This window comes from Gillisella vitis (assembly GCF_001541345.2).
In the GTDB taxonomy this organism is placed as follows: domain Bacteria; phylum Pseudomonadota; class Alphaproteobacteria; order Rhizobiales; family Rhizobiaceae; genus Allorhizobium; species Allorhizobium vitis.
On sequence record NZ_LMVL02000005.1, the window covers coordinates 47,644 to 60,704 of the forward strand.

The following is a 13,061-nucleotide window of genomic DNA, read 5'->3' on the forward strand; positions in this document are numbered from 1 at the left end:
CACCATGCGACCGGACATATTCGAGATGGGAATGGCGGGTACAACCTTCAAGCGTGCGTCATTCGCAATTTGCTAAATCACTCGAAAAATTCGGGAAATTCGATTTTCCCTCAGGCCGACTTTCCACCCTTGATAACGCGCTTCACCATCGTTGCCCGCTTTGCTGCCGAGGTCGGTTGATTGGAATGCTGCTTGGCAAAAGCAACGATGCGCGGCGCAATCTCGCGACGGAACCGAGACCCGGTGAAGACGCCGTAATGGCCGACATCCGGCTGCATGTAATGCATGCGCTTGTCATCGGCGAGATTGGTGCAGAGCGTTTGTGCCGCCTTTGTCTGGCCGACGCCGGAAATATCGTCGTTCTCGCCTTCGACCGTCAAAAGAGCCACATTGCGGATGGCGCCGCAATCGACCGGTTTGCCACGATGCATCAGCTCGCCCTTCGGCAGGGCATGCCGCATGAACACGGCTTCTACCGTTTGCAGATAGAACTCAGCGGTCAGATCCATAACCGACAGATATTCATCATAGAATTCCCGGTGCTTTTCGGCGGAATCGCCGTTGTTCTTCACCAGATGCACATAGAAATCTTTCTGGGCAATCATATGCCGATCGAGATTCATCGACATGAATCCTGAAAGCTGAAGGAAGCCCGGATAAACGGGCCGCAGGAAACCCGGCTGTGGCCAAGGAACGTTCATGATGACGTTTTCCTCAAACCACTCAATCGGCTTGTTCTTGGCCAGCTCATTAACGGCTGTCGGATTGATGCGCGTATCGATCGGGCCACCCATCAATGTCATGGAGGACGGCACGAATTCATCGTTTTCTGCCTCCATCCGGGCCACGGCCGCCAGTACGGGAACGGAGGGCTGGCAGACGGCGACGAGATTGGTGTTTGGGCCGAGATGATGCAGGATCTCAATCACGTAATCGACATAGTCATCGAAGTCGAAAGTTCCGTCCGTCATCGGCACCATGCGGGCATCGATCCAGTCGGTAATATAAACATCGGCACTCGGCAGCAATGCCTCGACCGTGCCGCGCAGCAAGGTGGCGTAATGGCCTGACATCGGCGCGACGATCAGGATTTTTGGGTCGTCACTCCGGGGCTGGGTCAGGCTCCGGTTGAAATGAATGAGATTGCAGAACGGCTTGGACCACGTGATTTCCTCGGTGATCTTCACCGGCGATCCGTCGATCACCGTGGTCGGAAGACCGAATTCGGGCTTGCCATAGCGCCGCGTGTTGCGCTCGATCACCTCGAAGCCTGCGGCCATTGTCCGGCCGATAACAGTATGGGTCAGCGGGTTTAGCGGATTGCGGAAGGCCAGACGCATGGCATCTGCCGTGGCACGCAAAGGAGCCATGGCTGCGTGATTCATTTCATACAGTTGATAAAACATCGATGCGATCCGCCTCTTCCCTGTTGTCACTCATCCAAAGCTAAACTGGACCAGTCGAGCCAAGGTTCCGGCCGGAGTTCAAAGGGGTAAAGAAATTGCTTAGCTCCACCACTATCCAACCTTTGACCAGATAGTATGCACAGAAACCTTTATACTTCATAGATTTTATTGCGCGAATCCGCCCATGGGATTTCACACCTTGACAAAGGAGTGATGGAGCTTTCCGGTGCGTTTCGGCCTTGGTTGCCACACCTTGCCGGTTGCGGCCACACACCCTATGTGCCGCGAAGAGGTTTGGTCAGGTGTTTCGCAACTCTGCCGTAAAATCAGTGACAATGTCTCGGGATACATATGCTGATCGCAATGATGCGACCCCTGTGCCGCCTTGTTTCGAGACTCCCACATTTTTGAGGTTTGATAATGACAAGCAGCAATCATCGTAACGCCACCCATGACATTCACCCGATCTTCCTCGATCGCTGGTCGCCCCGCGCCTTCACAGGCGAGACCATGAGCAAAACCGAATTGCTGACCATCCTTGAAGCGGCGCATTGGGCGCCGTCGGCTTTTAACTACCAGCCCTGGCGCTTCGTCTATGCCTTGAAGGGCGACGAACATTTCGATGCCCTGCTGGGTGCCTTGATTGAATTCAACCAAGGCTGGGCCAAGAATGCCTCCGCTCTGGTTTTCGTCATTTCCGATACGCTGAGCCGCGCGCCCGATGGCTCCGCGCCGAAGCCTTCGCGCAGCCACAGCTTCGATGCCGGCGCCGCCTGGGGTTATCTGGCACTCCAGGCCATCCATTCCGGCTTCCATGCCCATGGCATGACCGGCGTGGATTTCGACAAGGCTGCCAATGTGCTTGGTGTTCCCGCCGATTTCCATATCGAGGCCGCCGTTGCGATTGGCAAGCTGGGGGATAAATCGATCCTGCCTGAAGGCTTGCAGGCAAAGGAAGTGCCCAATGACCGCAAACCACTGGAAACCGTGGTTTTCGAAGGCAAATTCAAGGCCTGAATGGCTATTCGGAAGGGTCAGTGAAATGATCCTTCTCTTATCGCACCGTCCACCAAAGAGGCCTGTGCGGTGCTGTGAGGCCGAATGTTTCACGTGAGTCACGAAAAAGGCCGTGCTTTTTACAAAGCACGGCCTTTTTATTTTGCTATCTGTGAGGTCCGTCAAATGTCCAGATTGGCGACATTTAGGGCGTTTTCCTGGATGAAATCGCGGCGTGGTTCCACCTCATCGCCCATAAGGCGGGAGAACAGGCTATCGGCATCGGTGGCGTCATTGACCCGAACCTGCAACAGCGAGCGTACATTCGGATCGAGCGTGGTTTCCCACAGCTGCTCGGCATTCATCTCGCCAAGACCCTTATAGCGCTGCATGGACAGGCCCTTGCGACCGAAGGAGAACACGGCATCCAGCAGGTTGCGCGGACCGGAAATGGTCTGCTGACCATCCTTGCGGGTCAGGACTGGCGGTTGGCCATAGATATCGTTCAAGCGGGTGGCGAGCTGGTCGATATGGCGGGCGTCGGAGGAACCGATCAGCGCCACATCCAGCGCCGCCACTTCCTTGACACCACGCACCATGCGCTCGAAGCGCAAGCCGCCCTCTTCCGTCACAAAACCTTCCCAGCCCCGTTCGGTTTCCTCGGCGATCAGGTCGAGACGCTTGGCGACTTCCGCCGCCGTCTGCTCGGCCCGTTCGCGGTTGGCGGTCAGTTCGTGATTCAATGCACCGACGACGGCGGCCTGTTCCACGACATTGCGATTGTAACGGGAATGCAAGCCATCGATCAGGCTGCGAAGGCGTAGCGCGTCCTGCACCACTTCACGCAGATCCTGTCCGGCGCGCACTTCGCCGCTGCCGAGCTTCAGCGATGCATCGTCCAGGCCCATGCCAATCAGATATTCTTCCAGCGCCTTTTCATCCTTCAGATACTGAATGGATTTGCCGCGCGTCACCTTATAGAGCGGCGGCTGGGCGATATAGAGATGGCCGCGCTCGATCAGTTCCGGCATCTGGCGGAAGAAGAAGGTCAGCAGCAATGTGCGAATATGAGCGCCGTCGACGTCAGCATCGGTCATGATGATGATCTTGTGATAGCGCAGCTTGTCGGCATTGAACTCGTCCTTGCCGATGGACGTGCCGAGCGCGGTAATCAGCGTGCCGATTTCCTGGCTGGACAGCATCTTGTCGAAACGGGCGCGTTCCACATTAAGGATCTTACCGCGCAGGGGCAGGATCGCCTGGCGCTCACGCGAACGGCCTTGCTTGGCGGAACCACCAGCCGAGTCACCCTCGACGAGGAAGAGTTCGGATTTGGCCGGATCACGCTCGGAGCAGTCGGCAAGCTTGCCGGGCAGCGAGGCAATATCCAATGCACCTTTGCGGCGGGTCAGTTCGCGCGCCTTGCGGGCGGCTTCGCGGGCGACGGCAGCTTCTACAACCTTGCCCACCAAGATCTTCGCTTCAGTCGGATGTTCCTCGAACCAGGTGCTGAGCGCTTCGTTGACCAGGCTTTCGACCACGGGCCGGACTTCCGACGAAACCAGCTTGTCCTTGGTCTGCGACGAGAATTTCGGATCGGGTACTTTGACGGACAAAACAGCCGACAAGCCTTCACGGCAGTCTTCGCCCTGAAGTGTGACCTTTTCCTTTTTGGTAATGCCGGAACTGTCGGCATAGGAGGTAATCTGGCGGGTCAGCGCACCGCGGAACCCGGCCATATGCGTGCCGCCATCGCGCTGGGGAATGTTGTTCGTGAAACACAGCACATTTTCATGATAACTGTCGTTCCACCACATCGCCACTTCGACGGTAATGCCATCCTTCTCACCACGAATGGCGACAGGATTGCTGACCAGCGGCTTTTTCGAACGATCGAGATAACGCACGAAGGCTTCAAGGCCTCCGTCGTACAGCATTTCTTCCTGGCGGATGTCGGACTTGCGTTTGTCGGTCAGCAAAATGCGGACGCCGGAATTGAGGAAGGCGAGCTCGCGCAGGCGATGCTCCAGCGTTCCATAGTCGAACTCGACCTGGGTGAAGGTTTCTGTGCTGGGCAGAAAGGTGATCTCCGTACCGGAGCGACCTTGATAATCGCCAGTCACGGCCAGCGGCGCATCGGCAACGCCATGGGTGAAGCTCATTTCATGAACCTTGCCATGGCGGCGGATCTTCATGGAAAGCTTGACGGACAGCGCATTGACCACAGAGACGCCAACGCCGTGCAGACCGCCGGAGACCTTGTAGGAATTCTGGTCGAACTTACCACCGGCATGAAGCTGGGTCATGATGACTTCGGCGGCCGAAATGCCTTCGCCGGTATGGATGTCGGTGGGAATACCACGACCGTTGTCGGTCACGGTCACCGATCCATCGGCGTTCAGCGTTACCGTGACAATATCGGCGTGACCGGCAAGCGCCTCGTCAATGGCGTTGTCGACGACTTCATAGACCATATGATGCAGGCCGGACCCATCATCCGTATCACCGATATACATGCCGGGACGTTTGCGGACAGCATCGAGGCCTTTCAGCACCTTGATGGAGTCAGCACTATAGGCAGTGCTGGCGGCATTTGCTTCATCGGTTGTTTCAGTCATTCAGCGATCTTTCCAGTGTCATAAGCAATATGCGTGGCCACGACAAAAATTATGGCGAATCACACACGTTGGCACTTTCCGACTATAGGGATTTTGCGGCGACTTCCAAATCGCAGCCATGAAATTCAGCAGGCTTCCACGGGATTTCCAGGGTTTTGACGGTCCCGCTCGCTTCTGCTCAGGAGTGCGTTGAGATCTTCTATCACATCGGGCGACAAGGTGCGAATCATCCCTGCAAGCCGGTTGGCAAAAGCGGTATGGGCAGCAGGCAGACCAGCGGTATCCAGCGTCACCCGGGGATGGGAAAGGCCCGCTACGGCAAACAGGTCATCGGCCTCATCCCAGATGATGTTGAAATAGCCGGCGATGCGTTGCAAGAGGTCGAAGCTCGGCTTGCCACGCCGTCCGTGTTCGAGCGCCGAAAGATAGGCTGGGGTCACCCCAATCGCCTTGGCCATGTCTTTCTGGCTCACACCCTTACGCTCCCGAAGTCCACGCACCGCATCGCCGAAGGGGGTCATTGTCCATCCCCACCAAATCGCTCTCCGCCCTGGCGCGCCAAGCGGACATAAAGCGCGCCCTCCCCGCCGTGATGATGGGCTGCTGGCTCATGAGAAGAAATCAAGTAACGGAACTCCGGCTTAGAAAACCACAGCGGCACCGCCCGTTTCAAGGCACCTTCGCTGCCCATCGAACTGCCCTTGCCGGTGATGATCAAGACGTGGCGAAGTCCACGCTCATGGGCGCGCACAAGAAACTCCAACAGGATCGCATGGGCTTCGCTCTGGAACAGTCCGTGCAGATCGATGCGGGCTTCCAACTTGAGCTTGCCGCGCGACAACTTGCGCTTGACAGGACGCTCCAGCGGATGGTGGAGACCGGAGGGCTTCTTCGGCTCAGGCTTTGCGGCGGAACTTTCCAGCGAGGCGCGCATGGCAGCAAGGCCGGGTTCCAACACTTTAGACGCTTCCAACTCCGTCAAGGCGTCTTCAAAGGCGGTCAACTCTTCCAGGCGACCGGCCATGGGTCGTGTGGTGCGCGCCACCTTGCCCCACAAAATACGGTCTTCCGTACTGATCCTGTCCCTGCCCGCCATCAACCAAACCTCGACTCGACCCTTTTAGCGGCCTGCTTCGGGATCAGGATATAGAAATCCGCGTCGTTGCGCACCGCCCCGGCAAGATTTCCTGCTTCATCGCTAGAGCCGGTGAAGATGTCGCCGCGCGCCGGTCCGACAATCGCCGAGCCCGTATCGAGCGCCAGCATCAATCGCGCAAAAGGCTTGCCGCTATCCAAACCCGTCGGATCTTGGGACGTCAGGGTGGGGGAATGAATGAAAAACGGAAAGCCGAATGTATGGATCGTCCGGTCCACTGCCAAGGATCGTCCTGCCACCAGCGGCACTTTCGCCGCCGCGATCGGACCGCGTGACAGGTCACCAACCTCGGCTTCTCGGAAAAAGATATAGGACCGATTATGCCACAAGACGTCATCGACCTGATCGGGATGAGACGCGAGCCAGACGCGGATCGCCTGCATCGACATCGCCTCGGCAGCAATTTCACCGCGCTTTAGCAGTAATCCGCCGATACCGGAAAAAGGATGACCCGCCTTGGCGGCATAGGTAATCCGTCCAACCCGCCCATCCGCATAACGCAGCCGTGCGGCACCCTGGACATGGACGAAAAATACATCGACTTTCGATTTGGCCCAGGCGATTTCCAGCCCGCGTCCCTGCAGAACGCCCTGGTCGATGGCCTGACGATCCGGATAATAGGTCACGCCGTCATCGTTCTTCAGCCCGAACACATAGGACGAATCGATATTTTCAGGCCGGTTTTGATCGTCAAGATCGATCAAATCATCAGGTCTGCGGTAAAACGGAAAGCGATAGAGATCGTCAGGATGATCGGAAACCTCGATGTCGGGCTCGTAAAAAGCCGTAACGAAACCCGCCTTCCCATCCGTGCGCACGACATGAAAAACCTGGCATTCGTCTTCCAGCAGGCGCCGCAATGCGTCGCCGTCTGCTCGTGGTAATGCCGCTGCCTTTTCAAGCAGCGGCACAAGATCCTGCGCAGTCAAACCCAACTGGCCGGGCCGGTAAGGCTTGACCGTGGTCAGATAATCCAGGCAATCGGCCATTGCCGGCAAAAGCGCCGAGGGATCGTCAGCGTCCCAACCGGGGAGTTGGTCGAAGCCAACCGGCTCCAGCCGAAACTTCGTCGCTTCACCACTCATTGGTCGGATTCGGTGGCGATCAGCTTCCAGTTCGGATCGCGTGAGCGCGTGTCGCGGGCAAAGGTCCAGATATCGTTGACATCGCCAACTGATTCCGCGTCACCCTCGATCACCGCACCTTGACTGTCATAAGTCGCGGAAATCAACTGGCTAACCAGCCGTACGGTGATCTGGACTTCCTGGCCCCGGACTTCGGCACCGGTGATTTCCGCCTTGTCGATACCGACAAAAGTGGATTTCATCACTTCACCGCGCTGTTCGCGCTCGGTGATCGCTGCATCAAAACCGTCATAGACCTCACGCGACAGCAGATCCTTCAAGCTCTTCCTGTCGCCAGTTGCAAAGGCCGTGACAATCATTTCGTAGGCCATGCGCGCACCGTTAAGGAATTCCTTTGGCACAAAGCTCGGATCAACCTCCACGACCTGGCGCAATTGCTGGTTCAGCGGGGTGCCGGCCGGGGCATAGGCGTCGATCGCCGTCTGGCGTTCCTCGCCATCGGCCTCGTCGCGTCGGGGTAAAGTCACCACCCGCGCATCTTCCGCTGCTGGAGATGCAGCGTCCGGACGTCCGGCGAAAGGATCTTTCGGTGGCTTTTCATTGCCAGTGCGACGTCCCAATACGCTGCGCAGCTGCCAGAAAATCAGGACCGCAGCCACCAGAAAGAAGAGAGTCACAAAATCATTAGAACCCATTGCCACCGCACCGCTGTTTAATTTGAAGCTTTCTCACTCCATATAGTCTGCCTGGATGCTGCATTCAAATAGCCGATGCCACTTCTTTAGAGTCTCACGATAATCGTTTAAAGGAAACCAAATGCGACTGACCGCCCTTTTCCTGTTGCTACTGCCTTTGATGGAGATCGCCGGCTTTGTCCTGGTCGGGCAATGGCTGGGTGTTCTGCCCACGATGGCGCTGGTGATCGGCTCCAGTCTGCTCGGCCTGCTGGTGCTCAGGAGCCAGGGGATCAGTCTTGCCCAGCGCCTGCGCCGTCCGCGGTCAAACGACCCGGAACGAGCGGCCAAAGGCGTCCTGAGTGGCACGGCACAGATGTTCGGCGGACTATTGCTGATATTGCCGGGCTTCATCACGGATATTCTTGGCCTGCTGCTCCTAGTGCCAATGGTGCGCTCTGCGCTTTGGAAGATCATCAGCCCAAGACTTGTCTTCGTACAACGTGGCGGACGGGGGCCTGGCTGGCAAGGCCCAAACGGTCCGTCATCCTCGGAACCAGGGCCGGCAAAAGCAGAGGACATCATCGATCTCGATGAAAAGGACTATCAAAGGCACAATTCCAACGGCTCCTCGCCCTGGACTCGGTTGCCAGGGGATGACGGCAAGAGATAAGCGCCAGGGCGAAAGGCTTGTAAGGCCCACCTTGAAATGATAGATGGCCTCGAACCATAAAAGCCTTGAGGAACCCCAATGGCCAATGAAAACAGCAATGGGGCGGAAAGCCCGTCCCTGAATATCCTTGCACAATATATCAAGGATCTGTCCTTCGAAAATCCGGGTGCGCCGCGCTCGCTCCAGGCCCGGGACAAGGCCCCTTCGATCAATATCAATGTCAACGTCAACGCCAATCCTTTGTCGGACAATGATTTCGACGTGGTCCTGTCGCTGACCGCCGAAGCCCGCGACGACGACAAAGTGGTTTTTGCAGCCGAACTGGTTTATGGCGGCGTCTTCCGCATCACCGGGTTCCCGCAGGAACATATGCTGCCGGTGCTGTTCATCGAATGCCCACGCCTGCTCTTCCCGTTCGCGCGCCAGATCATCGCTGATGCCACACGCAATGGCGGTTTCCCGCCGCTGATGATCGATCCGATCGATTTTGCTCAGATGTTTGCCCAGCGCTTTGCCGAGGAGCAGGGTCGGGTCAACTGATCCTTGCGTCATCTCGCTGTTTATCTCAGCACAAAAAAGCCCGGTCGATCCGGGCTTTTTTTTATATCGAATAAGGCAATGACGATTATTCGACTTGATTATAATACGCCCAGATCGCTTTTTGGCCAAGCCGCTTGACCAGGGCAGCATGGCGCTCCTGTTCGGCCTCGGTTAGACGCGGTGCCAGTGTTTTTGGGCGGGCGGCAATTTCTACCGTAATATTGCTATCCTGAGTGCGGGATCGCTTGTCGCTGTTTCCCGACTGCTCAAGACCGAAGGTCGCCTGACGGCCGCCCAGCATTTCGATATAAACTTCGGCCAGAAGTTCGGAGTCGAGCAAGGCGCCATGCTTGGTGCGATGGGAATTGTCGATGCCATAGCGTCGGCAAAGCGCATCAAGCGAGTTGGGACCCATCGGGTGTTTGCGCCGCGCCAGAGACAGTGTATCGACAACATGTTCCGGCCCGACCGGCGGACGACCCAACCTCTCGAACTCGGCATTGATAAATCCCATGTCGAATGTGGCATTATGCGCCACCCATTTCGCGCCATCGAAAAACGCCACCAGATCCTCAACGATATCGGCGAAGACCGGCTTGTCCTTCAAAAACTCAGGTGTGATGCCGTGAACTGCCAAGGCATCCGGGTGAATGGCCCGGTCGGCAGGATTGATATAGACGTGAAAACTGCGGCCGGTCGGGAAATGATTGAACAGTTCAATGCCACCGATTTCAATCACCCGGTCCAGCTTGCTTTCCAGTCCGGTGGTTTCCGTATCGAAAACGATTTCCCGCATTATTGCTCCGTCACTTGATTTTGTGTTTAGCTTTGGCTGCTGGCAGATCGCTATTCCAGACGCCACGTCATTTCCCAAGAAAACACTGGTGATTTGATGTCAAGTTTCCCCACGTAGGGTGGAAACGATGGCTTTTACCTGGGTCTGTGCCACCTTAAGGCCTTGTCCGGTGTCAATCACGAAATCCGCACGGGCCCGCTTTTCAGCATCCGGCATCTGCCGCGACAAAACCAGCGCAAGTTTTTCTTCGCTCCAGCCTGGTCGCGCCAGAACCCTACGCCTTTGAGTATCGGCATCGCAACTGACGACAACGACCTTATCAAGCCGTTTTTCTCCGCCGGTTTCAAACAGCAGCGGAATATCGAAAACCACCAGATCGGCGCCCGCCAATTCCTGATCTTCCAGAAAGTCCTGTTGCTTGTCACGCACCAGCGGGTGAACGATTGCCTCGAGCTGCTTAAGTTTACCCGGATTCTGAGCCAGAGTCCGACTGAGAATTTCCCGATCTACGACTCCAGAAACAACCGCTTCGGGAAACACCGAGCCGATCGGAGCGACCGCATCACCCCGGTACAGGTCATGCACGGCCGCATCCGCATCGTAGACCGGCACACCTTCCTGGCGAAAAAAATCTGCCGTCGTTGTCTTGCCCATGCCAATCGAGCCGGTCAGACCGATGCGGATCATGGCTGCTTCTCCAGATCGGCAATCAACAACTGCCGCAAATCATCCGTCACCTGTGGCCGGACGCCGAACCATTTTTCAAATCCCGGTACGGCCTGATGCAAAAGCATGCCAAGACCATCCACCGTGGCAAAGCCCGCCGCCCTCGCCTGCCGTAGCAGACCGGTTTCAAGCGGCGTGTAGACAATATCCGTTACCAAAGCGCTGGGAGAAAGCTTGTCCCAGTCGATCTGTGGAACATCTTCCCCGTTCATGCCGAGAGACGTGGTGTTGACCAAGAGGTCCGTGCCCTGCAAAACCTCCTGCAACTGATCCCTCCCATGCGCCTGGACAGCAACGCCGAAATGATCCGCCAGATCTTGCGCTCGGGACAGAGTTCGATTGACAACATGAATATGGTCCAATCCCCGATCGAGTAATCCCTGAATGATCGCTCGACTGGCACCACCCGCCCCCAGCACGATAGCCTTGCGCGCCTTGTCCCAGCCTGCATGGCCCTGGTCCAGATTGGCGAGAAAGCCGTAAACGTCGGTATTGGTGGCGTGGATAAGACCATTTTCAAGCCAAAGCGTATTGGCAGCCCCAAGTTGCCTTGCGACCATATCTGGCACATCCGCCATTTGAAAAGCGGCTTCCTTATGGGGAATGGTAATGTTGCCGCCTCGATAGCGGGTCTTGCCCGTTTTGAGGCTGGTGAAAAAATCCGCTATGTCCGCCGGGTTGATCTCGAGTTTCTCGTAGCCACCCACCAGACCGTGCTGCTGAAGCCAATATCTATGAATAACAGGCGAACGCGAATGCTTGATTGGGTAGCCGGCAACAAAGGCACCGGTCAAAAATGTTTCACGTGAATCATGCATGTACAATGTCCAATTCGCGTAGTTTCTCCATCAGGGGCAAAAGTGGTACGCCGACGATGGTAAAATAGTCCCCGACGATATCTGAAAACAATTGCACGCCCAAGCCTTCGATCTGGTAGCCACCAACGCTTTTCAAGATCCCCTCGCCTACCCGATCGAGATAATCATCGAGAAATGTCTCGCTGAACATCCTCATGGTCATTTGTGCCGTCGAGACATGTCGCCAGACAACCTCACCCTGTTTCGCCAGTGCCAGCGCGCTATACAGCACGTGGGTTTCACCCCGCAGGCTGAGCAATTGGCCACGAGCGAATGTCAGATCCTTCGGTTTGTGGTAAATCCGTTCGCCTAGCGCCAAAACCTGATCGCCGCCAATCACCAGGCCGTTCGGCACCTGCCGGCTCACGGCCGAGGCCTTTTCGCAGGCGAGGACCTGTGCAAGCTCTTGTGGTGACACGTTCTGATGTTCGGCCCGACCTTCGATTTCGCGCTCATCGATATCGGGTGCCATCGCCGTGAAGCGTAAACCAGCCTGTTCCAGCAATTGCCGGCGGAAAGGACTGGTCGATGCAAGAATAACGGGAATAGTCATGATTGCCTCAACTTTAAAAAACCGTCCGGCATTAGCGCGGCTTGGCGCGTAGCGCAATGATTGCCGCCGCCGTCTCTTCAATTGATCGCCGCGTCACATCAATCACCGGCCAGTTGTGACGAGCACACAGCGAACGGGCATATTTCAATTCCTCTGCAATGCTGGCCCTGTCCGTATAGTCGCTTGGGTCGAAACCGCTGACAGTGCCCAATTCACGATGGCCGCGAACTTGTGAAATCCGATCGGATGTCGCGATCAATCCAACAATCAATGGATCTTTTGCACCGAGCAGGGCTTCGGGCAACGGCGCGTTTGGCACGATAGGAATATTGGCGGTCTTGATGCCGCGATTGGCGAGATAGATACTCGTCGGAGTTTTGGACGTTCGACTGATCCCGACCAACACGACATCGGCCTGATCGTAATCCTCGGCCATCTGGCCGTCATCATGATCCATCGTGTAATTCAGCGCCTCGATACGCGCAAAATAATCGGCATTCATCACATGCTGGGCGCCGACGCGCCGACGCGCCAGTGGACCAAGATAGGTCTGAAATGTCCCAATAATCGGCTCTAGCACGTTAACGCTGGGTACACCGATCTCGATACAACGCCGATCGATGAAGTCCGCAAGTTCCGGATCGACGATGGTGTAAAGAACGATGCCGGGTTCCTTATCGATCGATTGGAGCACGGCATCGGCCTGCCGACGATTGCGCACCAAGGGATAGACATGCTCGATCGGATTGGAATGCTGAAACTGAACCGCCGCTGCCCGTCCAGCCGAGATCAGGGTTTCTCCTGTTGAGTCAGAAATCAGGTGCAGATGAAAGAAGTTTTTTCTGTTCTCCACGCTATCCTGACCCTGCTGTTGATAGACCTGTAGAAATCGGCCTTACTTTCCCCCTGGCTTTTCGCCCTGGGGATATCAGCCAGTTTTTCCACAGCACTAACCCGTTCAGCGTCGTTTTCACAGGCCCT

At 56.4% G+C, this 13,061-nt stretch carries 14 protein-coding genes; 3 read left to right on the forward strand and 11 right to left on the reverse strand.

Annotated features, from left to right (window positions below):
* Window positions 1–110: 110 nt before the first annotated feature.
* Window positions 111–1,406 carry a polyhydroxyalkanoate depolymerase gene (locus ASB66_RS17625; RefSeq protein ID WP_060718836.1) on the reverse strand — a complete coding sequence of 432 codons (1,296 nt, stop codon included), beginning with the start codon at window positions 1,404–1,406 and terminating at the stop codon, window positions 111–113.
* A gap of 420 nt (window positions 1,407–1,826) precedes the next feature.
* Between ASB66_RS17625 and ASB66_RS17630 the strand changes: the two genes are divergently transcribed.
* Window positions 1,827–2,423, forward strand: a complete 597-nt coding sequence (locus ASB66_RS17630; RefSeq protein ID WP_060718835.1) for a nitroreductase family protein — start codon at window positions 1,827–1,829, stop codon at window positions 2,421–2,423.
* Between the two features lie 161 nt (window positions 2,424–2,584).
* Here the strand turns inward: ASB66_RS17630 and gyrB are convergent, their stop codons facing one another.
* From gyrB to ASB66_RS17655, 5 genes are all read right to left on the reverse strand, one after another.
* Entirely contained in the window at window positions 2,585–5,020 is a 2,436-nt protein-coding gene (gene gyrB / locus ASB66_RS17635) for a DNA topoisomerase (ATP-hydrolyzing) subunit B (RefSeq protein WP_060718834.1), read from the reverse strand.
* A gap of 125 nt (window positions 5,021–5,145) precedes the next feature.
* Window positions 5,146–5,541, reverse strand: coding sequence for a helix-turn-helix domain-containing protein (locus tag ASB66_RS17640; protein WP_060718833.1), 396 nt, complete (start codon window positions 5,539–5,541; stop codon window positions 5,146–5,148).
* Window positions 5,538–6,116: a Smr/MutS family protein gene (locus tag ASB66_RS17645; RefSeq protein ID WP_041696027.1), complete on the reverse strand. Its 579-nt coding sequence runs from the start codon at window positions 6,114–6,116 to the stop codon at window positions 5,538–5,540. The genes ASB66_RS17640 and ASB66_RS17645 overlap by 4 nt, the downstream gene beginning before the upstream one ends.
* Window positions 6,116–7,261 carry a murein transglycosylase A gene (gene mltA, locus ASB66_RS17650; RefSeq protein WP_060718832.1) on the reverse strand — a complete coding sequence of 382 codons (1,146 nt, stop codon included), beginning with the start codon at window positions 7,259–7,261 and terminating at the stop codon, window positions 6,116–6,118. Before mltA ends, ASB66_RS17645 begins: the two co-directional genes overlap by 1 nt.
* A complete protein-coding gene (locus ASB66_RS17655) occupies window positions 7,258–7,956 on the reverse strand; it encodes a Tim44/TimA family putative adaptor protein (protein WP_060718831.1) in 699 nt (232 codons plus the stop codon). The genes mltA and ASB66_RS17655 overlap by 4 nt, the downstream gene beginning before the upstream one ends.
* Before the next feature lie 121 nt (window positions 7,957–8,077).
* On the opposite strand from ASB66_RS17655, the gene ASB66_RS17660 reads away from it, so the two are divergent.
* Together ASB66_RS17660 and secB are read left to right on the forward strand one after the other, a co-directional pair.
* Window positions 8,078–8,608, forward strand: a complete 531-nt coding sequence (locus ASB66_RS17660; protein WP_060718830.1) for an FxsA family protein — start codon at window positions 8,078–8,080, stop codon at window positions 8,606–8,608.
* 78 nt (window positions 8,609–8,686) lie between these two features.
* A complete protein-coding gene (gene secB / locus ASB66_RS17665; protein WP_012654504.1) occupies window positions 8,687–9,148 on the forward strand; it encodes a protein-export chaperone SecB in 462 nt (153 codons plus the stop codon).
* A gap of 85 nt (window positions 9,149–9,233) precedes the next feature.
* Here the strand turns inward: secB and dnaQ are convergent, their stop codons facing one another.
* The 5 genes from dnaQ to ASB66_RS17690 all read right to left on the reverse strand — a co-directional run bounded on the left by dnaQ (window position 9,234) and on the right by ASB66_RS17690 (window position 12,933).
* Complete coding sequence (gene dnaQ, locus ASB66_RS17670; protein WP_060718829.1) at window positions 9,234–9,944, reverse strand: DNA polymerase III subunit epsilon; 711 nt, start codon at window positions 9,942–9,944, stop codon at window positions 9,234–9,236.
* Window positions 9,945–10,043: 99 nt separating this feature from the next.
* Entirely contained in the window at window positions 10,044–10,631 is a 588-nt protein-coding gene (gene coaE / locus ASB66_RS17675; RefSeq protein WP_060718828.1) for a dephospho-CoA kinase, read from the reverse strand.
* Window positions 10,628–11,488: a shikimate dehydrogenase gene (locus tag ASB66_RS17680; RefSeq protein WP_060718827.1), complete on the reverse strand. Its 861-nt coding sequence runs from the start codon at window positions 11,486–11,488 to the stop codon at window positions 10,628–10,630. The genes coaE and ASB66_RS17680 overlap by 4 nt, the downstream gene beginning before the upstream one ends.
* Window positions 11,481–12,080, reverse strand: a complete 600-nt coding sequence (locus ASB66_RS17685) for a Maf family nucleotide pyrophosphatase (RefSeq protein WP_060718826.1) — start codon at window positions 12,078–12,080, stop codon at window positions 11,481–11,483. Before ASB66_RS17685 ends, ASB66_RS17680 begins: the two co-directional genes overlap by 8 nt.
* 31 nt (window positions 12,081–12,111) lie before the next feature.
* Window positions 12,112–12,933: a pyruvate, water dikinase regulatory protein gene (locus ASB66_RS17690; protein ID WP_060718825.1), complete on the reverse strand. Its 822-nt coding sequence runs from the start codon at window positions 12,931–12,933 to the stop codon at window positions 12,112–12,114.
* Window positions 12,934–13,061: the final 128 nt, after the last annotated feature.

What these genes read in the sequence shown, in the direction of transcription:
- ASB66_RS17685 (WP_060718826.1), bottom strand. Translation starts at nt 12,080, where the DNA reads ATGACTATTCCCGTTATTCTTGCATCGACCAGTCCTTTCCGCCGGCAA.
- dnaQ (WP_060718829.1), bottom strand. Translation starts at nt 9,944, where the DNA reads ATGCGGGAAATCGTTTTCGATACGGAAACCACCGGACTGGAAAGCAAG.
- ASB66_RS17640 (WP_060718833.1), bottom strand. Translation starts at nt 5,541, where the DNA reads ATGACCCCCTTCGGCGATGCGGTGCGTGGACTTCGGGAGCGTAAGGGT.
- gyrB (WP_060718834.1), bottom strand. Translation starts at nt 5,020, where the DNA reads ATGACTGAAACAACCGATGAAGCAAATGCCGCCAGCACTGCCTATAGT.
- mltA (WP_060718832.1), bottom strand. Translation starts at nt 7,261, where the DNA reads ATGAGTGGTGAAGCGACGAAGTTTCGGCTGGAGCCGGTTGGCTTCGAC.
- ASB66_RS17680 (WP_060718827.1), bottom strand. Translation starts at nt 11,488, where the DNA reads ATGCATGATTCACGTGAAACATTTTTGACCGGTGCCTTTGTTGCCGGC.
- ASB66_RS17660 (WP_060718830.1), top strand. Translation starts at nt 8,078, where the DNA reads ATGCGACTGACCGCCCTTTTCCTGTTGCTACTGCCTTTGATGGAGATC.
- ASB66_RS17655 (WP_060718831.1), bottom strand. Translation starts at nt 7,956, where the DNA reads ATGGGTTCTAATGATTTTGTGACTCTCTTCTTTCTGGTGGCTGCGGTC.
- ASB66_RS17625 (WP_060718836.1), bottom strand. Translation starts at nt 1,406, where the DNA reads ATGTTTTATCAACTGTATGAAATGAATCACGCAGCCATGGCTCCTTTG.
- coaE (WP_060718828.1), bottom strand. Translation starts at nt 10,631, where the DNA reads ATGATCCGCATCGGTCTGACCGGCTCGATTGGCATGGGCAAGACAACG.
- ASB66_RS17630 (WP_060718835.1), top strand. Translation starts at nt 1,827, where the DNA reads ATGACAAGCAGCAATCATCGTAACGCCACCCATGACATTCACCCGATC.
- ASB66_RS17645 (WP_041696027.1), bottom strand. Translation starts at nt 6,116, where the DNA reads ATGGCGGGCAGGGACAGGATCAGTACGGAAGACCGTATTTTGTGGGGC.
- secB (WP_012654504.1), top strand. Translation starts at nt 8,687, where the DNA reads ATGGCCAATGAAAACAGCAATGGGGCGGAAAGCCCGTCCCTGAATATC.